19 protein-coding genes are annotated in these 19992 nt (G+C 38.0%); 15 read left to right on the top strand and 4 right to left on the bottom strand.

Going from position 1 to position 19992, the window contains the following annotated elements; genetic code table 11:
- The first annotated feature begins 214 nt into the window (after nucleotides 1-214).
- From BM000_RS01000 to BM000_RS00995, 3 genes are all read left to right on the top strand, one after another.
- Nucleotides 215-952 carry a SurA N-terminal domain-containing protein gene (locus tag BM000_RS01000; RefSeq protein ID WP_091493755.1) on the top strand — a complete coding sequence of 246 codons (738 nt, stop codon included), beginning with the start codon at nucleotides 215-217 and terminating at the stop codon, nucleotides 950-952.
- Nucleotides 953-1015: 63 nt separating this feature from the next.
- Entirely contained in the window at nucleotides 1016-1177 is a 162-nt protein-coding gene (locus BM000_RS16710; protein WP_177178160.1) for a hypothetical protein, read from the top strand.
- Between the two features lie 92 nt (nucleotides 1178-1269).
- Nucleotides 1270-2067 (top strand): N-acetylmuramoyl-L-alanine amidase, encoded by a 798-nt coding sequence (locus tag BM000_RS00995; protein WP_091493753.1) that lies wholly within the window; start codon nucleotides 1270-1272, stop codon nucleotides 2065-2067.
- A gap of 88 nt (nucleotides 2068-2155) precedes the next feature.
- Here the strand turns inward: BM000_RS00995 and lexA are convergent, their stop codons facing one another.
- The gene (lexA, locus tag BM000_RS00990; RefSeq protein WP_091493752.1) at nucleotides 2156-2779 is read right to left on the bottom strand and encodes a transcriptional repressor LexA; all 624 of its coding nucleotides are present in this window, start codon (nucleotides 2777-2779) and stop codon (nucleotides 2156-2158) included.
- Nucleotides 2780-2939: 160 nt separating this feature from the next.
- Between lexA and BM000_RS00985 the strand changes: the two genes are divergently transcribed.
- The 10 genes from BM000_RS00985 (at nucleotide 2940) to BM000_RS00940 (ending at nucleotide 15145) form a co-directional block, all read left to right on the top strand.
- Nucleotides 2940-3605 (top strand): YneB family resolvase-like protein, encoded by a 666-nt coding sequence (locus BM000_RS00985; RefSeq protein ID WP_091493750.1) that lies wholly within the window; start codon nucleotides 2940-2942, stop codon nucleotides 3603-3605.
- 38 nt (nucleotides 3606-3643) lie between these two features.
- Nucleotides 3644-3877: a DUF896 domain-containing protein gene (locus BM000_RS00980; RefSeq protein ID WP_091493748.1), complete on the top strand. Its 234-nt coding sequence runs from the start codon at nucleotides 3644-3646 to the stop codon at nucleotides 3875-3877.
- A 100-nt stretch (nucleotides 3878-3977) separates the two neighbouring features.
- On the top strand, nucleotides 3978-5966 hold the full coding sequence (gene tkt, locus BM000_RS00975; RefSeq protein WP_091493747.1) for a transketolase: 1989 nt from the start codon (nucleotides 3978-3980) through the stop codon (nucleotides 5964-5966).
- Between the two features lie 345 nt (nucleotides 5967-6311).
- The gene (gene sirA, locus BM000_RS00970; protein ID WP_091493745.1) at nucleotides 6312-6731 is read left to right on the top strand and encodes a sporulation inhibitor of replication protein SirA; all 420 of its coding nucleotides are present in this window, start codon (nucleotides 6312-6314) and stop codon (nucleotides 6729-6731) included.
- Between the two features lie 118 nt (nucleotides 6732-6849).
- A complete protein-coding gene (locus BM000_RS00965; RefSeq protein WP_091493742.1) occupies nucleotides 6850-7080 on the top strand; it encodes a YneF family protein in 231 nt (76 codons plus the stop codon).
- Between the two features lie 420 nt (nucleotides 7081-7500).
- Nucleotides 7501-8640, top strand: a complete 1140-nt coding sequence (locus BM000_RS00960) for an ATP-binding protein (RefSeq protein ID WP_091493740.1) — start codon at nucleotides 7501-7503, stop codon at nucleotides 8638-8640.
- Nucleotides 8641-8826: 186 nt separating this feature from the next.
- Nucleotides 8827-11517 carry an aconitate hydratase AcnA gene (gene acnA / locus BM000_RS00955; protein ID WP_091493737.1) on the top strand — a complete coding sequence of 897 codons (2691 nt, stop codon included), beginning with the start codon at nucleotides 8827-8829 and terminating at the stop codon, nucleotides 11515-11517.
- A 603-nt stretch (nucleotides 11518-12120) separates the two neighbouring features.
- Nucleotides 12121-14412 carry an AAA family ATPase gene (locus BM000_RS00950; protein ID WP_177178159.1) on the top strand — a complete coding sequence of 764 codons (2292 nt, stop codon included), beginning with the start codon at nucleotides 12121-12123 and terminating at the stop codon, nucleotides 14410-14412.
- Nucleotides 14413-14416: 4 nt separating this feature from the next.
- Nucleotides 14417-14842, top strand: coding sequence for an acyl-CoA thioesterase (locus tag BM000_RS00945; protein ID WP_091493735.1), 426 nt, complete (start codon nucleotides 14417-14419; stop codon nucleotides 14840-14842).
- Nucleotides 14843-15145 carry a hypothetical protein gene (locus BM000_RS00940; protein ID WP_091493732.1) on the top strand — a complete coding sequence of 101 codons (303 nt, stop codon included), beginning with the start codon at nucleotides 14843-14845 and terminating at the stop codon, nucleotides 15143-15145.
- Between the two features lie 54 nt (nucleotides 15146-15199).
- On the opposite strand, the gene yidD is transcribed toward BM000_RS00940, so the two are convergent.
- The 3 genes from yidD to plsY form a co-directional block, all read right to left on the bottom strand.
- Entirely contained in the window at nucleotides 15200-15451 is a 252-nt protein-coding gene (yidD, locus tag BM000_RS00935) for a membrane protein insertion efficiency factor YidD (protein ID WP_091493729.1), read from the bottom strand.
- Nucleotides 15452-15463: 12 nt separating this feature from the next.
- A complete protein-coding gene (gene folE2 / locus BM000_RS00930) occupies nucleotides 15464-16381 on the bottom strand; it encodes a GTP cyclohydrolase FolE2 (protein WP_091493727.1) in 918 nt (305 codons plus the stop codon).
- Nucleotides 16382-16536: 155 nt separating this feature from the next.
- Nucleotides 16537-17124, bottom strand: coding sequence for a glycerol-3-phosphate 1-O-acyltransferase PlsY (gene plsY, locus BM000_RS00925; protein ID WP_091493724.1), 588 nt, complete (start codon nucleotides 17122-17124; stop codon nucleotides 16537-16539).
- Between the two features lie 171 nt (nucleotides 17125-17295).
- On the opposite strand from plsY, the gene BM000_RS00920 reads away from it, so the two are divergent.
- Complete coding sequence (locus BM000_RS00920; RefSeq protein ID WP_091493722.1) at nucleotides 17296-17715, top strand: CoA-binding protein; 420 nt, start codon at nucleotides 17296-17298, stop codon at nucleotides 17713-17715.
- A gap of 312 nt (nucleotides 17716-18027) precedes the next feature.
- Nucleotides 18028-19986, top strand: a complete 1959-nt coding sequence (parE, locus tag BM000_RS00915) for a DNA topoisomerase IV subunit B (RefSeq protein ID WP_245751540.1) — start codon at nucleotides 18028-18030, stop codon at nucleotides 19984-19986.
- The last annotated feature ends 6 nt before the right edge of the window (nucleotides 19987-19992 follow it).

Raw genomic sequence — 19992 nt, 5'->3', positions numbered from 1 at the left:
GCTATTAGGAGGAAGCAAGAAATACAGTAAATTAAAGAATTTATCTTTTTACACATTTTTTACTTAAAATAGTGATTAACACCTGAAACTATTGATAGAATAGCCTTTATCCTGTCATGGTATTGTTATAATTCAATTAGCTCCTCCTCTTTGCTTTTAACCGGATAAAGAATATGTTACACTAACCAACAATTGGTTTTAGGAGGGTTTATAGATGAAGAAAGTAAAATTAATGCTAGCTATATTAATTGGCTTGCTTATCATGGTCGCGTGTGGTGAAAATGGTGATCAGGAAGAGCAAACATCACCAAATCCACAAGATATGGAAGAAATGCCAGAGCCCGATTTTGAAGATGTTCCAGAAATTGTGGCTGAGGTAAACGGTAGTGAAATAAGCCGTACCGAGTTTGAACAAACGTATGTGAGCCAGTTTCAGCAAATGGTAATGCAGGCGCAAATGACAGGGGAGCAAGTAGATCAGAATCAATTGAAAACAGAGCTAGTTGAAAGTATGATTGATCAAGAGTTACTTATTCAAGAAGCAAATAATAGAGGCTTTGCTGCTTCTGATGAAGAAGTTGATACAATGTTAGCTGAAATTGCAGAAATAAATGGGATTGAATCGCAGGAAGCGCTGTTTGAAGCCTTTGAGGAACAAGGTATGTCACGAGAAGAGATTGTTGAACAAATTGAAATGTCAGTCATGCTTGAATTGCTTATTGAAGACGAAATGGGAGAGGTTAACATTTCTGATGAGGAGTTGCAAGCATTGTATGATGAAGTAATCGTTCAATTCGAACAAACAGAGGATGAAGAAGAAAATCTTCCAACTTTTGAAGAGCTAAGACCTGAGCTTGAAGCAGAACTTCTTATGCAAGAGGAGTCAGAAGTCGTAACAGAGTTAATCGAATCATTACGGGCTGAGGCGGATATTGTTAACCATTATTCATAAATTTAAACCATAATGAAAATCACCTAACTAACGCGATATGTAAAGCGAGTTGGGTGATTTTTTGTGTGGGTTTCTATAGCATTTTTTATTAAGGCAATCGCCATCATGGTTGATCTAACCAATTTTTTTGGCAAAGGGCCTGTTAATGACAATGAATTCGATTATAAATATAAAGTATTCTCTGTTATTAAATTTACTACTGTTTCTCAGGAGCTTGGTCATTAGTATCTTTCTTAGCAACTGTAATTTAGGAAGATAGACGTCCAAACGCGAAAAGTTCAGATTACGTAGACTATACTCGAAAGGAGTTGGTGACAATGGTAAAGGTCTTTATTGATCCAGGTCATGGTGGTACTGATCCAGGAGCGGTAGCAAACGGGTTATTGGAAAAAGACATTACGCTCGCGATTGCTCGATCACTGCAGACTGCACTGTTAAATCAATTTTTAAATGTTGAAACAAGGTTAGCAAGAACAGGTGATCAAACAGTGTCATTAGCGGAACGGACTCGTGCTGCAAATCAATGGCAAGCTGACTTTTATATTTCAGTTCATGTTAATGCGGGTGGCGGTAATGGGTTTGAAAGTTACATTTGGAATGGTAACTTTACCAACAAACAAAGAACACGGCAAATTCGATCAGCAGTGCATCAAGCAATTACGTCAGAGTTAGCATTAAGAAATAGAGGGGAGAAGGAGGCGAACTTTCATGTGTTAAGGGAAACACGGATGGCGGCGGTCCTAACTGAGAATGGTTTTATTGACCATCACGATGAAGCGCATTTAATGCGACAAGTTAACTGGATAGATCGTGTCGCTCAAGCACATGCACTTGGAATTGCCGATGCATTTAATTTACGACCTAAAGTCGAGAACGTTGAGCCTTCTCAACTATATCGTGTCGTTGTTGGTGCCTTCACAGATGAAGCAAATGCAAGAGCTAGAATTCAGGAATTAAAAGAGAAAGGGTATGAAAGCTATCTTTTACCCTATGAAAATCAAGAGCAACTTTTTTTTCGAGTTATTGCCGGTGCTTTTCGGCAACGAGAAAATGCCTTAACTCAGCAAAATAAACTAAAAAATGAAGGGTTTGAATCGTTTATCCTTGCCATTTAATGCTGCATTCTGCTGAAAACTGCGCTTACCCAGGAAATAATTCAAGTAAAACAAAAAACCAGCCTCAAAATTGATAGCTGGTTTTTTGCTATTTCATATGGCGATATAAGCCGACAACTTTTCCTAAGATGGATACATTATCATAAATCAATGGCTCCATTGTAGAATTCTCTGGCTGTAAACGAATCTGATTCTTTTCTTTAAAGAAACGCTTGACTGTAGCTTCATGCTCATCGGTCATCGCAACTACAATATCACCATTCTCTGCATTTTGCTGTTGTTTAACAATTACCATATCCCCATCTAAGATACCAGCTTCAATCATACTGTCTCCCTCTATAATGAGTACAAATAAATTGGCGCCACTTTGGGCAATGCTTGCTGGGAAGGGAATAAACTCTTCGATGTTTTCAATAGCTGTGATAGGTAAACCAGCTGTTACCTTACCAATGACTGGTGCATAGGCAACCTCACCTTTAGGAACACCAAATTCATTTTCTAAATCAATAATTTCAATAGTCCGAGGTTTTGTGGGATCGCGTTTAATATAACCTTTTTTCTCTAAACGCGCGAGGTGACCATGTACTGTAGAACTAGAAGCTAACCCGACTGCTTCACCAATTTCGCGAACTGAAGGTGGATAACCTTTTAAGGAAACCTGTTCTTTAATAAAATTTAAAATGGCTTCTTGCCGTTTTGATAATGCGTGCATAGGCAGTTCAACCTCCTGTCTTAATAATTTTTATTATAACACGAACGTATGTTATAGACAAACATTAGTTCTATTTTTATTTGACTTGTAATAAACAAGTGGTTATGATTAGTTAAACGGAACGTTTGTTCGAATGTGAGATGAGAGGAGTTTTTCAAAAATGCAAGCTATTATTTATTGCAGAGTCAGTACAGATAAACAAGCGCAAGCAACTTCGTTAGTGCGACAAAAGGAAGAACTACTAAAATTAGCAGAAGAAAACAAGCTCCATGTTATTAATAGTATAGAAGAAATAGCTAGTGGTTTTGAGATTGATCGTGAGGGTATATTACAGGTATTGGAGCATTGTGACCTTGGTCATGTTGATGCCGTCTTAATCCAGGATTCGACAAGATTAGGTAGGGGACATACAAAAATGGCTCTGCTTCATCAGCTATTAAAGAAAGGTATTAAGATTTTAACTGTAGCAGATAATGGGGAGATGGAACTTGCTGAATCTGATGAAATGGTCTTACATATTGTAAGTACGGTTGAAGAATACCAACGGAAATTACATAATAGCAAGATAAAAAGAGGGATGAAAAAAGCAGTTGCTAATGGCTACAAGCCTGAGAAAAACCTTAAGAATTTGAATCAAAGTCAAGGGCGCAGCCGAATTGTGTTCCCAATAGAGGAAGTGGTCCGACTAAAAGACAAAGGGCTAACCTTTCATGATATTGCAGCTACGCTTAGAGGTGTGGGATACAACGTTTCTAAAGCAACTGTGCACCGACGCTACCAAGAATATCTATCACTTGCAGAATCAGCACGAAATCCGCTAGAATGAAGGTAAGCATTCACTAAACTTTTAAAAGGAGACACAACATGCTGTCACAAGAGAAATTAGCTAGAATAAATGCTTTAGCGAAGAAAGCGAAGGAAGGAACAATCACTGACGCTGAGCTTAGTGAACGACAGATTCTGCGCGAAGAATACTTGAAAAATGTTCGTAAATCTTTCAAAAACCAATTAAAGGGAATGAAAATTGTCGATCCAAATGGCGATGATGTCACACCTAAAAAACTAAAGGATTTAAGAACAGAAAATAAAGATAATTAAAAAAACGCGTAATTTTGACTTGTTTCTTGTACGTTTTCATTATAGGATATAAAATGTACGTACATATATATGTATCTATTTGAAAGGGGATTCATTTAAAATGGCAAATCAAGTACAACAAGCGTCAATAAATACAATTCGAACATTATCAATCGATGCAATCCAAAAAGCAAACTCGGGTCACCCTGGTCTTCCTATGGGGGCTGCACCTATGGCTTATACACTTTGGACAGAATTTCTAAATCAAAATCCACAAAACGCAAATTGGGCAAATCGTGATCGCTTTGTTCTATCAGCGGGACATGGATCGATGCTTTTATATTCACTTTTACATTTGGCTGGCTATAAAGTTACGATTGACGATTTGAAGAATTTTCGTCAATTCGGCTCGCACACACCTGGACATCCAGAAGTTACCGATACTGATGGTGTAGAAGCTACAACAGGTCCATTAGGACAAGGAATTGCGATGACAGTAGGTATGGCAATGGCGGAAGCGCACCTCGCAGCAAAATATAATCGTGACAATTTTAATGTTGTTGATCACTATAGCTATGCGCTTGTTAGTGATGGCGATTTAATGGAAGGGATTTCTCATGAGGCTGCTTCACTTGCAGGACACCTCGGTCTTGGGAAATTGATTGCGCTATATGATTCCAACGATATCTCATTAGACGGTGACCTAAATAAATCATTTTCAGAATCAGTTGAAAAAAGATTTGAATCTTACGGATGGCAAGTCATTCTCGTTGAAGATGGTAATGATATTGATGCTATTGCTGCAGCACTTGAACAAGCAAAAGCAAACACAGAACAACCTACATTAATTGAAATTAAAACAGTTATTGGCTTCGGTTCTCCTAATAAGGCTGGATCAAATGCTTCTCACGGTGCACCATTAGGTGAAGATGAAATTGTACTAACAAAAGAAGCTTACCAATGGACTCATGAACCATTTTCAGTACCAGAAGAAGTTTATAGCGATTTTGAAGAAAAGATTGTAAAGCGTGGACAAGCAACAGAAGCTCAGTGGAATGAAATGTTCGATGCCTATCAATCTGCTTATCCAGAACTTGCTGCAGAATTTGAAGCGGCGTTAAAAGGCGAATTACCTGAAGATTGGGATCAAAATTTACCTACCTTTACACCAGGAGAGGATACGTTAGCAACACGTGCGTCTGCTGGTAAGGTTGTAAATGCACTAGCTAAATCAGTTCCAAGTTTATTTGGTGGAAGTGCTGACCTAGCTGGATCGAATAATACGAGAATGAATGACGAAGCAGATTTTGATAAAACAAATTATGCTGGTAGAAATATTTGGTTTGGTGTGCGTGAATTTGCTATGGCAGCTGCACTAAACGGAATGGCACTACACGGAGGACTCAAAGTCTATGGTGGGACATTCTTTGTTTTTAGTGATTACTTACGTCCAGCTGTGCGTTTATCAGCTATTCAAAAGTTACCGGTAACCTATGTATTAACACACGACTCTATTGCAGTTGGTGAGGATGGTCCTACTCATGAGCCTGTTGAGCAGCTAGCAGCATTTCGTGCGATGCCGGGCATCTCATTAATACGTCCTGCTGATGGCACTGAAGCCCAAGCAGCTTGGCGTTTAGCAGTTGAATCAACAGACACACCTACCTTACTTGTTCTTACGCGTCAAGGCTTACCAACATTAATTGGTACTAACTATGAAGGTGTTAAAAAAGGTGGCTATATCGTAAGTCCATCTGAAAATGCGGTAGCAGATGGTATTTTAATTGCGGCTGGATCTGAAGTTCAGTTGGCTGTTAAAGCACAAGCTGCTTTAAAAGAGCAAGGCCACGATGTAAGTGTTGTAAGCTTACCTTCATGGGATCGATTTGAGCAACAAGATCAAGCTTATAAAGATTCAATTCTACCTAAAACGGTTAAAAAGCGGTTAGCTATTGAGATGGGTGCTTCATTAGGCTGGGATCGTTATGCTGGCGATGAAGGCGATATCTTAGCTATTGATCGCTTTGGCGCATCAGGTGAAGGTAACCAAATTATGGCTGAATATGGCTTCACAGTTGAGAATGTCGTCGCCCGCTATCAAGCTTTATAAGAAAATGTAAATAATTAATTGTAGATAGAGCCCCTGAATACACCATTAGCGTTTATAATGGAAACTCAGGAGCTCTTCTTTGCGTTTTTTGCTTACATGAGTTAGCTTAAGCCGGGCTCACGAAAAGCGGCTCCTTTTTGCTGGAGCAATACAAAGATTTGCTTAACCGACGCTATTTGATGAAGAACCTTTTTCTATCCGGTGAAGGAATCTCGCCAGCACTATATGTTGTGCCAGCTTTTTTTAAATTATAACTGCATCTGACAAAACTCGTGACTATTTACTTCGTCAATTGACAAAAGTTAGCTCCTTAACTAGCTATAATTAGTTAAAGGGGGATTAGCTATGTATCACTACTATTTATTTATTGTTGAAGAGGAAGTCTATCAGGATTACTTCTATAAATCAGGAATTATTGCTAGGTTTTTTAAAGCATACTTAAATAGTCCGAGCCGCTGGGATCTTAGTAAGCAATTTATGTACATAACTAAACGAATTCCGATTAACAAATTAAGTAGTAAAATTAAATTCGAAACAATTAATGAACGGATTATTAGCTTAACTCAAGTCCATCAATTGCCATTTAATAGTAAACTTATTAGTGAATTGGAGCTTGTTGATCGTCATTGTTTCGTGGTCGACAATACTCAGGCACGATATGGTTGGATCTCGCCAATGAATACGGCGCATCTTCCAATAAATACTAGTAGCGAATATCATCATGATCATGAACGACTAACGCATACATTTAATAGATGTAGCTAATTCTTTATTTCACTGTGCTCTTTTAAATCAAATATATAGTTTTTATGGCACACTATTGTAATCTAGGCAAATGTTTAATATACTAGATAGGAGATGATTTGAAGGAGGAAGACTTGTCATGACACTAGGTATCGGCTGGGTAATCTTAATTGTCATCATTGCTATTTTGGCTGGTTTGGCATTGGGATTTTTTATAGCACGTAGATATATGATGAATTACCTTAAAAAGAACCCACCAATTAATGAGCAAATGCTAAGAACAATGATGATGCAAATGGGTCAGAAGCCATCACAAAAGAAAATTAATCAAATGATGCGAGCAATGAACAACCAAAGCCAGATTAAATAAAGGTCGTTTATAAATAAAAACTGTATCTTAAAAAGTTAGATTAATTTTAAAGAAGCCATTTACTTTGTTTGAAAACATACAAAGTAAATGGTTTCTTTTTATATTTTCAAACAAATATTGTATTAAATTACAAAACTAGCTATCAAAATAAAGACTTTTGTAATATACTCTACCTATGATGCATTACTTAGTTCTCATGAATAAAGTAACAGAATGTTTCAAAAAAATTTCAAAAGGGTAAATACTTTACGCCAGTCAATTTCCCTTATTTAACGCTATAATAAGATGTATATTTAACTGGTATTATAGTTATTTCGCAAAAAAATTCTCATAATTATCAAAATCAGTGCATAAATTGTCTATAGATATGTTATTATTGTAAAGTAATGGTAGTCACAAATTAAAGGGGGGAGCAAGTTAGTGTATTCTCAACGGAAAATAGAATATTATCATGTAAAGCAAGATCAAGTTCGTTTTTCGCTAAGCACGACGCCTGCTCGCTTTAATCTAGCTAGCTTATCAGAAGAGATTGTTGACTGGATTGAGCACCACGGATTTGATTTTATGAGTGTGTGCAATAGGAAAGGCCGCGTACTGTATACTTCAACGTCTGTTGAAAAGGTCCTAGGTTATCAAAGAGAAGATATTATAGGTGATTTATCAATACGTTATATTCCAAGACGATCACGGGCTGCTTTCATTGAGACTTTTTTATTTGATTCTCCTTATCGCCAACGTTTTACTATTCAATTAAAAAGTATTACTGGCAAAAATGTTTGGGTCGATGTTGTCATTAAAACGATATTTATAGAAGATATTGAAAGTGTGCTTTACCTCATCTTAGTCAAGAATATTAGTGACAAAAAAGAGGCTGAAGAAATGCTTATTCGTTCTGAAAAAATGTCTGTAGCAGGTCAGTTGGCTGCAGGAGTTGTTCATGAAATTCGCAATCCACTAACGTCGTTAAAGGGATTTATTGATTTACTACAAGCTGGTATTGACCGCAATCATGAATATTACAAGATTATGATTGAAGAAATAGAAAAGATTGAAACAATATCATCAGAGCTATTGTTTATTTCGAAACCGCTCACTCATAACCAATCCTATCAGTGGATAAAGGGAATGATTGAAGACGTTATTACGCTGTTAAATACACAAGCCAAAAATTTTGATATTAGAATTAATTTGGTCTGTCCGAATGATTACGTTGTCTATGTTGATCGTTCCCAAATGAAGCAGGTTTTTATTAACCTAATTAAGAATGCAATTGAAGCTATGGCAGCTCCAGGCGAAATTACAGCTAAGGTTGAACGACGGCAGAATCTTTGTGTGGCCTCGGTTATTGATGAAGGTCCTGGAATTCCACCGCATCTTATACATAAGGTAAAGGAGCCTTTCTTTACTACGAAAAAAGAAGGCACTGGTTTAGGGCTAATGATTACCACTCGCATAATTGAAAACCACAATGGTTTGTTTAAAATTCTTTCAAACAAACCAACTGGTACAACTTTTGAAGTGCACTTACCATACTACAGCCCAAGCAACATCACAATTTAGATAAATTAAATTATTGTTAAATTTCTTTACTAGTTTACAAGAGTTGAACGATAGAATCGCCCTCTAAACCAGCTTAACAATTTTACATATTGACTATTTTACTTTAAAATAATAAAGTACATAGGCGTGTCTGTAAAAATAGAGTTACTTTTGATGCGTTATGAGACTTACTTAGGGGGTATGTTTATGACTTTAAATACCAAAAGGACTTTTGAACTAAATGGCGAAAAAATTAACTATTATCAATTAAAAGCTTTAGAAGATGCTGGAAATGCAAAAATTAACCGGTTACCTTTTTCAATTCGAGTATTACTTGAATCGCTTTTACGACAGCAAGATGGACGGATAATTAATGAATCACATATTAGTGGCCTGGCTAATTGGGGAAAGACACAGAAAACAGATGTCCCGTTCAAACCTTCTCGCGTTATTTTGCAGGATTTCACTGGTGTACCGGCAGTTGTTGACCTAGCATCATTAAGAAAGGCAATGGTTGATTTAGGTGGAGCAGCTGATCAAATTAATCCAGAAGTACCTGTCGATCTTGTTATTGATCACTCTGTGCAGGTTGACGAGTTCGGTACAAACAGTGCCTTATTCGCTAATATGGAGCTTGAGTTTGAGCGTAATGCCGAACGTTATCAATTTTTAAATTGGGCCCAAAAAGCATTTGATAATTATCGTGCTGTTCCACCAGCTACAGGAATTGTCCATCAAGTTAATCTTGAGTATCTTGCTAATGTCGTCCATAAGCTAGAAAATGAGGACGGTAGCTTTGACGCTTTTCCTGACACATTAGTTGGAACGGATTCCCATACAACAATGATTAATGGTCTAGGTGTCTTAGGTTGGGGTGTAGGTGGAATTGAAGCCGAGGCTGGTATGCTTGGACAACCTTCTTATTTCCCGGCTCCAGACGTTATTGGGGTTAAATTTACTGGATCAATGCCTAATGGAATTACAGCAACTGATCTCGCTCTTAAGGTCACACAAGTATTACGCGAGAAAAAGGTAGTTGGTAAATTTGTTGAATTTTTTGGTCCGGGTCTTCGTGAGATGCCGCTTGCAGATCGGGCAACCATTTCTAACATGGCTCCTGAATACGGTGCGACTTGTGGTTTCTTCCCAGTTGATGATGAAGCAATTAACTATTTGCGCTTAACCGGTCGTGAAGAACAACAAATTGCTTTAGTAGAGGAATACTGTAAAGCAAACAGCCTATGGTATGATGCCAGCCAACCAGATCCAGAGTTTACCGAGCTTGTTGAGATCAGTTTAGCAGAGCTTGAGCCAAGTCTTTCCGGTCCGAAGCGTCCACAAGATTTAATCTTACTCTCCGATATGAAACAAATGTTTAACGAAGCAATTACTGCTCCGGCTGGGAATCAGGGCTTTGGTTTGGATAAAGCTGAATTTAATAAGGAAGTAAAAGTTAAGCACCCATCAGGTGTTACTTCCAAAATGAAGACAGGATCGCTAGCGATTGCAGCGATAACTTCTTGTACAAATACATCTAATCCATATGTCATGCTTGGTTCGGGTTTACTTGCAAAAAATGCAGTAGAAAAAGGTCTAACTGTCCCTGAATATGTAAAGACATCGTTAGCACCAGGCTCTAAGGTTGTTACACGTTATTTAGAGGACGCCGGTTTAATGTCTTATTTAAATGAACTAGGCTTTAACCTTGTTGGCTATGGTTGTACAACATGTATAGGGAATTCGGGTCCATTAGCTAAAGAAGTAGAGGAAGCAATTATTGAAGAGGACCTAACAGTTGCTTCAGTTCTATCAGGAAATCGAAACTTTGAAGGCAGAATTCACCCGCTTGTTAAAGCTAATTACTTAGCATCACCACCATTAGTTGTTGCTTATGCTTTGGCTGGGACGGTAGATGTTGATTTAAAAACGGACCCGCTTGGCTTTGATCAAAACGGGGAACCTGTTTATTTTGATGACATTTGGCCATCATTATCAGAAATTAGAGAACAGGTAAGCAAGGTGGTCACACCTGAAATATTTAAAAAAGAATACGAAAACATTTTTAACTCGAATGAAAAATGGAATGCAATTGAGACAACGGATCAGCCTTTGTATGAGTGGGATGAGCAATCTACTTACATCCAAAATCCACCATTTTTTGAGCAATTATCGAAAAATCCTGAAGAAGTAAAACCGTTAGCGGATTTACGTATTATCGGCCATTTTGGTGATTCTGTGACGACTGACCATATCTCTCCAGCTGGAGCAATTGCCAAGGATATGCCGGCGGGCCGCTATTTGCAGGAAAATGGCGTGAGTCCACGACACTTTAATTCCTATGGCTCCCGTCGTGGAAATCATGAAGTGATGATGCGTGGGACATTTGCCAACATTCGCATTAAGAACAAGCTTGCCCCTGGTACTGAAGGTGGCTATACAACGTATTGGCCAACTGAAGAAATTATGCCAATTTATGATGCAGCAATGAAATATCAGCAAAATGATACAGGTCTTGTTGTTTTAGCTGGTCATGATTACGGTATGGGTAGTTCACGTGATTGGGCGGCAAAAGGAACAAATCTACTCGGGATAAAAACAGTTATTGCTCAAAGCTATGAGCGTATTCACCGAAGTAATTTGGTTATGATGGGCGTGTTACCACTTCAATTTAGCACTGAAGAAAGCGCAGATAGTCTTGGTTTAACTGGACGCGAAACACTTTCTGTGGCGGTTAATGAAGCCATTTCACCAAACGCTACAGTAAAAGTTACTGCAATCTCTGAAGATGGAAAAACAACCGTTTTTGATGCAATTGCACGTTTCGATAGTGAAGTAGAAATTGATTACTACCGTCACGGTGGCATTCTACAAATGGTCTTACGTAATAAATTAGCTTAATTATATAGAAAAGTGTAACACTAATGGATAAAATCATTCTGATATGATTTTATCCATTTTTTTGATTTTAGGAATGATAACTAAATGATGGCATAGACATTACCCGCCATTTAGACGAATGGGTAAAATAATTTACAGTAAGTTACGATTTGTTAATAGTTTAACTTTTACATTAATTGGCACCATTGATGCTTACAAAATAAATTGACGATTGTATTTCCCCCCATTAGTTTAGCCTAACAGATATATTTAGTTTTTTATGAAGTAATAGCCGTTTATAACAGTGGTAATTATCATGTATTCAAAATTAATAAACCGAATTATCGTCATAAAAATAAAGCATACCACCGCAAGGGTTGTTTTCGTTAATGTGGCGAGGCTGATCAGTGCTTAGGTTAACGCAAGCCGAGCTGTCGTTTAACCAAGAGATAAGAATCAGCATTTTCTATTATTAAGCGTTAAAAAGAATTAAATAATCACAGTTAATTACCGTTCTATCGCATAATAAACTAGATAAAGTCAGGGCACTTCGTTAGTCAATACGAATAATTGTTCGAGAGGATTAAGGTATGCTAAAATATAAAAGGGAAGGAGCAAATTACATTGACTAACCACTTAATTTTATCAAAGATCAAAGAAGAGAGCCTTCTTAACTGGAATCAAATAAACAACGAAATCCCATATACAGAAATTGAAATTTTGCGTGCACTTGATCAAATTATTGTTGAACCTGATCAATTATCTGATCAAGCAGTTTCAACCTTGCGCGTGATGCTAGCCTTTCATCGCTTAGTTAGACAGCATGATACAGATGAATTAGCTGAGAAGTTGTTATTAGAAGCAAATGCTACTGATAAGCACGGGCTCTCACAACAACTGCAGGCTATCAAGGACTTCCAGTATGTTATCGATGAGCTTCACAAACTTGATTTGCAATCTTGGGTAATTAGAGAGGCAGATTATGCTTCGGCTAAGCTTAATAAAATGCAAGACTGGCAGCCTAAGCTCCAGCATGTATTAGTAAATTTCAATATGGTATTTAGACAAGAGCCAAAGGAATTTCAGCAATTATCGACTATCTTTAATCGCTTGAAAATAAACATGACTACCTTGAATGACCTGATGGAAGATGGTATCGCTATGCTCCAAAACAAGCGTTCCGGCATCCCGATTAAGGAGATTAATCAAATTATTAAAGCCATCTTAGCAGACAAAGAAGCATTTATAGAGGCGATTCCAAATACATTTAGCAAGAACCAGAAACAGAACCCGCTGCAAAAGCTTGAAGAGATGGTTGGGCTAGAGCAAGTCAAACAGTATATCAAGCAGTATTATCATTATTTAAAGTATCAGCAGGATCGAAAAAAAATTGGTTTTCAAATGATTGATGAACCAGGCTTACATATGATTATTACTGGTAATCCTGGTACTGGAAAAACAACAATTGCTCGCTTATTAGCTGAAATCTATCACGAACTTGGTCTATTAGAATCAAAGCAGGTAATTGAAGTTAACCGTTCACACTTGGTTGGTTCATACGTGGGCCAAAGTGAAGAAAATACGATTAATTTTATACGTGAAGCAGTTGGTGGCGTCCTATTTATTGATGAGGCGTATAGCTTACACCGCCCGGATGCAAGTGGAAGTGATTATGGTCAAGCAGTTATTGATACACTTGTTTCAGCAATGACAAGTGGTGAATATGCAAACAAATTCGCCGTCATACTTGCTGGTTATCCAGAGGAAATGCGTCAATTTCTGTGGTCAAATCCAGGACTAAGAAGCCGATTCCCAGAACAGAACATGATTGCTTTGCCAGACTTTAAAATACAAGAGCTCGTTGAGATTGCTGAAGCAACGGCTCTAGACAATGATTATTTTTTTACTGAAACAGCGTTGAACAGCTTCTATGGTTTAATAGAGCGCGCGAAGGTTGATGATACCTTTGGTAATGCCAGAACAGTGCGTGATCTCGTAATGAAAGCAATTTTCAAAAAAGGAGCTTCTATTACAGTCCAAGCTGAAGACAATTGGCTTGATCATATGCGCATTGAATCAAAAGATTTAGCAGTAATGGAGGATGAAAAAGACGACACTGCACCAATGGACCAGTTAGAGCAATTAATTGGTCTTGATAATATAAAAAACGAAGTGAAAAAGCTGTCTTCGTTTGTGAAGATTCAACAATCTAGAAAGAATCAAGGTTACCCTTCTGTACCCATTCAGTTGCATGCAGTTTTTTCTGGTAATCCCGGCACAGGGAAGACAACGGTAGCTAAAATTTACTCAAAGCTATTAAAAGAGTGTGGTCTTCTTAAGCGGGGACATTTTGTTTTAGCCTCTCGAAGTGACTTGGTAGCTGGCTACGTTGGTCAAACGGCGATTAAGACGAAGAATAAGATTCGTGAAGCACTTGGTGGTGTGCTATTTATAGACGAAGCCTATGCCCTATTTCGTGGTGAAAATGATTTTGGTAAGGAGGCGATTGATACCTTAGTGGATGAAATGACCAAACATAACGAAAACCTAGTCGTTATTTTAGCGGGCTATCGTCAAGATATGGAACGTTTTATTAGTAGTAATCCGGGTTTAGCATCGCGGTTTAAGAAATATTTTGAGTTTCTCGACTATCAAGCAGATGAATTGATGGAAATTACTAAGTATCATGTGAGCCATTATCATTATCAAATAACTGCTTCGGCTACTGACTATGTCCACCAACAGTATCGAGACCAAAAGCTTCAAGGTAATGCCCGCTTTGTTGTAAATCTTGTTGAGGAAGCCATTCAATTTCAAGCAATGCGGATCGCAGAACAAAGTGAAAATAATGAACCATTTTTAGAATTAAATAAAACGGATTTTATTAAAGCTTGGCAGGCTGTGAGAGGGGAGTAGCCAATTGAAAGTTGTGCATACACCTATTCAGGTTAGGTATCAGGAAACTGATCAAATGAGCGTGGTCTATCATGCTAATTATTTGGTTTGGTTTGAAATTGGTCGAACGGCTTTTATCGAGGAGCTTGGCCTTTCTTATACAGCGATGGAACAAGCAGGTGTTGTTTCCCCAGTCACTCACGTTGAAGTGAATTATAAGCACCCAGTTCGCTATGGTGATTCAGTTGAGGTTAAAACATGGTTAGTCAGCTATGACGGTTTAAGAACAACATATGGCTATGAAGTTGTTAACAAGCGGACTAACCTGGTAGCTGTTTCTGGACAAACAGATCATGTCATAGTGAAAAAAGTAAATTTTAGACCAACATCTGTACGGCGATTGTTTCCTGACTGGCACGCCGCTTATTTAGAAGCATTAGGTGCCAATTAGATGGCTTTTGGTTTAAAAAGGGCGGAATTAACCGCATGGAAGCATGCTGTTCAAAACGGCGAAATTGGGATTATTACACACTATTGGCAAGATGAGCGTTTTCCTACCAGTACAAGTGTAACCAAGGTAGGGTGTGCCGATTTAAATAAATTAGTACGATGGGGAAGACAGTATGGCTTAAAGGCAGAGTGGATAGATAACCGATCTCCCTATCCACACTTTGATTTATTTGCCGAAACCCAGCTAGAGGTGTTAAGGAAAGAGGGGTTGGCTAATCAAATTAATCGCTTTAATTTAAACTAACAAGTACAAAAAATATGCGCACACTTTTTTAAAAAGTCGTGCGCATATTTTAAATTAGTTGACCTCATCACTATCATCATGATGACAACTAATCTGCCCTGGGACAGGATCATAGCCACCGGGGTGAAAGGGATGACATTTTAAAATTCTCTTAATTGCAAGATAACTGCCCTTTACAGCACCATACTGAATAATCGCCTCCTTGCCATAATTTGAGCAAGTTGGCTGGAAGCGACAGTTTGGTGGTGTTAAGGGACTAATTTTTCGTTGATAAAAATCGATTATGGCAAGAAGGATCTTTTTCATTAGCCATCACCTTTACTCATTTGTTGTCTTATCAAAGGTTATACTTGCGACAGCATCATGTAAGTGGATGGACTCTTGGTTTCGACAAGCAATATAAAAAGCTTTAACTTCCGATGCTTCATAAAGATCAGCTGCTACCAGACGGACAATGTCTTCAACAAAGCGAGGATTTTCATAGGCCTGCTCAGTAACCATCTTCTCATCTGGCCGTTTTAGCACAGGGTGAATTCGGGCACTGGCATTACTTTCAGCTGCCTCAAGCAATAAGAGCTTCCAATCAACTTTATCCTCATCGAAATCAGCACTTAATTCTACTTCCATTGTTACTGTACCGCGTTGATTGTGTGCACTGTATTCGCTAATTTCTTTTGAACAAGGACATAACGTCGTAATTGTGCCAGTTAGTGCTACCGTTACTTCAAATGGGCGGTCTTCCCTGTACTGAATGCGAATTGCTAAATCAGCATGGTTTAAGCCTGCTAAATCAGAGCTTGGACCTCGTCTTTCGAAAAACCATGGAACCTCAATTTCGATAAGTGCATCTGGGCTTTCTAACCTTTCTGCTAAAGCCTTTGTAAATGACTTTAGGGTAGTTAAATCTGTGTTAAGCTTGTTTTCTGAAAAATAAAGCTGCAATTGCTCAGTAAAACGACTCATATTGGTGCCTTTACTATCCTGGGCAACAGATGATGATAAAGAAAAGCTTGCCACCGATGTTTGCTCGGTTGGTGTAGCCAGGCTATTAATTATAATAGGGTGTTTAACATTGGCAATGCCAACTTGATCTAGTTCAAATAGGAAATCAGCTTGCTTATTTTGCAGGTCTGGCATGTCTTCCTTTTCAGTAGGTTTTATTTTTTTTCCAGGCTTCACAGAACCAAAAATGCGATGGCGTTCTGTTTTACTTGGTAATTGACGTAATTGTTTCATGATGGTAACTCCTTTCGCAACAATAACTAGTTCAAAGTATACTGAACTCTAGCTAATCTTTCAATTGAAATAACTTCTATTTGATCTAAACAAGAAAGGAGACACTGCATAGCGTGCAGTGCCTAACCTAAGTCATTTATGCTATATAAAGGTTCTTAGATCCAAGTAACCTTTGGTTCAGTGTGATTAATGATTCGTTTAATGTTTGCTTTGTGGCGATAAACAACAAAGATACAAAGGATACTTGTGATAATAATTAAGCCGGTGTTTTGTAAAGCAACAGCAGTAATAACTGCAAAAATAGCAGATAGCATCGATGATAGTGAAACATACTTACTTATATAAAGGATAACAAAAAAGGTGGCAAAGACAATAAAAAATAATAATGGACTTATTCCAAGTATCATACCCGCTGAAGTTGCCACTGCTTTACCGCCTTTGAATTTAGCGAAGATTGGAAACATGTGACCAACAACAGCAAATATCCCAATGACTAAACCGCTAAGTTCAGGCTGGCTGAGTAAAAACGGTAAGCTAGCAGCTAGAGTTCCTTTTAAGATATCCGCAATTGTAACAACAAGCCCTGCTTTCTTTCCTAGTACACGGAAAGCATTTGTCCCGCCAAGATTACCACTACCATGCTCGCGGATATCAACTTGATAAACTAATTTGCCTATTATTAAACCGGATGGGATTGATCCAATTAAATAGGCGATAAATGAAAAAATAATATAAGTCCCCATGCATTGTCTCCTTTTCTAATCCATGATAATGTAGTCGCCTTATTTTAACATGTTTTTCTTATTTGTAAAATGTTTTTATGACCAGGTATTAGTATGCAGTTCTATTTGACCAAATCTTATTATACAGCGTAAACTAAGAAATAAGCAAATTTATAGGGGGTGAGAGTCAGCATGGTTAAGCACAATTCAGATCAAATTAAAAAGCTCTTTACGAATACTAAAACCATTGCAGTCGTTGGTTTATCAGATAACCCCAATCGAATATCTTACCAAGTAAGTCGGGTTATGCAATCGGCTGGCTTTAAAATAATTCCTGTCAACCCCAATATTGAATCAGCATTGGATGAACCAGCGTATGCTACGTTGTATGACATCCCTGAATCAATTGAAATTGTTAATGTGTTTCGTAAGTCCATCTTCTTGAAAGACATTGCCCGTGCAACCTACAATATTGGCTGTCCAGTATTATGGGCACAGCAGGGGGTAATTGATGAAGAGCTTAATTGCCTGTATAATGATAAGCTGATTGTCATTATGGATACGTGTATTAAGCTCGCTTATCAACAAATTGGGATTAATCGTCACAACTAACTTGTATGAATTAATCTAAAATGGGTATAAATAAGCGTTATATTTAGCTAAAGCTGTAAAAAAAGCTAAGTTTTTCATTTTAACTTTTCAAGACTAATGCTATACTAGAACAAAAAAAGAACCCATAACAAATGTATGTTCGTTTATAATTAATAATCCGTATGATAAGCATCTAGGGAATTATTTCATTAAATTAGGTGGCTAACGATTATATAACAACACATTCATGTCGTAATTGTTATATCTTTTGTTTTTTGGGCAGTTATCAGCTGGATTTAATTAAAGAGATAGAAGTTCGTTGGAAGGAGCAAGATGAATTTGACTATGAATCAATCAACATATAATGATGCATCAATTCAAGTATTAGAAGGGTTAGAGGCCGTGCGTAAAAGGCCAGGAATGTATATTGGCTCGACGGATGCAAGAGGGCTGCACCACTTAGTTTATGAAATTGTCGATAACGCCGTAGATGAAGCATTGGCTGGTTATGGAAAGAGAATGACGGTAACAATCCACCGCGATAATAGTATTACGGTAACAGATGAAGCTCGCGGGATGCCTATCGGCATGCATCAATCTGGAAAGTCAACCCCAGAGGTCATTTTTACTGTACTCCATGCTGGTGGTAAATTTGGCCAAGGTGGCTATAAGACATCTGGAGGATTACACGGTGTTGGTGCATCAGTTGTAAATGCGCTTTCAGAGAAATTAACGGTTACTATTCATCGTGAAGGTAAAATAATGGAAATGACATTTTCAAACGGTGGTAAGCCTGATGGCCCGCTAAAGCAAATTGGTCATACAAAGAAAAATGGAACGATCATTCATTTTAAACCTGATCCGACTATTTTTTCAACAACTTCTTATCAATATGAAATTCTGTCAGAACGTTTACGAGAGTCTGCTTTTTTATTGAAGGGTTTTGAGATCGTACTAAAAGATGAGCGTCATGATCAAACTGAATCCTATATCTACCCAGAAGGCTTAAAATCCTTTGTCGAATATTTAAATGAGGAGAAAGATGTGCTTCATCCCGTTGTTGCTTTTGAAGGAAGTCAGCAAGAGCTTGAAGTAGATTTTGCTTTTCAATTTAACGATGGCTATGCAGAAAGCATGCTATCCTTTGTTAATAATGTTAGAACAAAGGATGGGGGAACCCATGAATCTGGCGCCCGGACAGCAATGACACGTGTATTTAACGAATATGCTCGAAAAAATGGATTGTTAAAGGAAAAAGATAAAAACTTAGAAGGAAATGATATCCGAGAAGGGTTTGCTGCCATTGTATCGGTCAGAATTCCAGAAGCAAAGCTACAATTTGAAGGACAGACCAAAGGGAAGCTCGGAACGTCAGAAGCCCGATCCGTTGTTGATGCCGTTGTCTCAGAGCATCTTGCCTACTTCTTAGAGGAAAATCCAGAAACAGCAACACTACTACTAAAAAAGGCTGTTCGGGCTAAAGAAGCACGAGAAGCAGCGCGGAAAGCCCGAGAGGATGCACGCTCCGGAAAGCGAAAGAGACGTAAGGATGCACTTTTAAGTGGTAAGCTCACGCCTGCACAATCACGTAACCCAGACCGTAATGAATTGTATTTAGTAGAGGGTGATTCAGCTGGTGGATCTGCTAAACAAGGGAGAGACCGAAAGTTCCAAGCTGTATTACCATTACGTGGAAAAGTAGTCAATACTGAGAAAACAAAATTAGAGGATGTTATTAAGAATGAAGAAATCTCTACCATCATCCATACAATAGGAGCCGGTGTCGGTGGTGACTTTAATATTAATGATAGTCAATATGATAAAGTTGTCATTATGACAGATGCAGATACAGATGGTGCGCATATTCAAGTTTTACTATTGACCTTCTTTTATCGCTATATGCGTCCGCTCATTGAAGCAGGAAAGGTGTTCATTGCCCTACCTCCTTTATATAAAGTCTCTAAAGGGAAAGGGAAATCGGAGCAAATTCATTATGCATGGAGCGATGAAGAAATGAAGCAGATCTTGGTTAAGCTAAAAAACGGCTACATCATTCAGCGTTATAAAGGCCTTGGTGAGATGAATGCGGATCAATTATGGGAAACAACGATGAATCCAGAAACGCGAACGTTGATTCGAGTTACGATTGATGATTTAGCACGTGCTGAACGTCGGGTTACGACTCTAATGGGTGACAAAGTAGCTCCAAGACGAAAGTGGATTGAATCACACGTGGCATTTGGTTTGGACCAAGAAACAAATATAATTGATAATGAGAACATTCACAGTTAGGTTTGA

Source organism: Amphibacillus marinus (assembly GCF_900110345.1).
Taxonomy (GTDB): Bacteria; Bacillota; Bacilli; order Bacillales; family Amphibacillaceae; genus Amphibacillus_D; species Amphibacillus_D marinus.
This window is presented reverse-complemented; position numbering and strand designations above follow the sequence as displayed.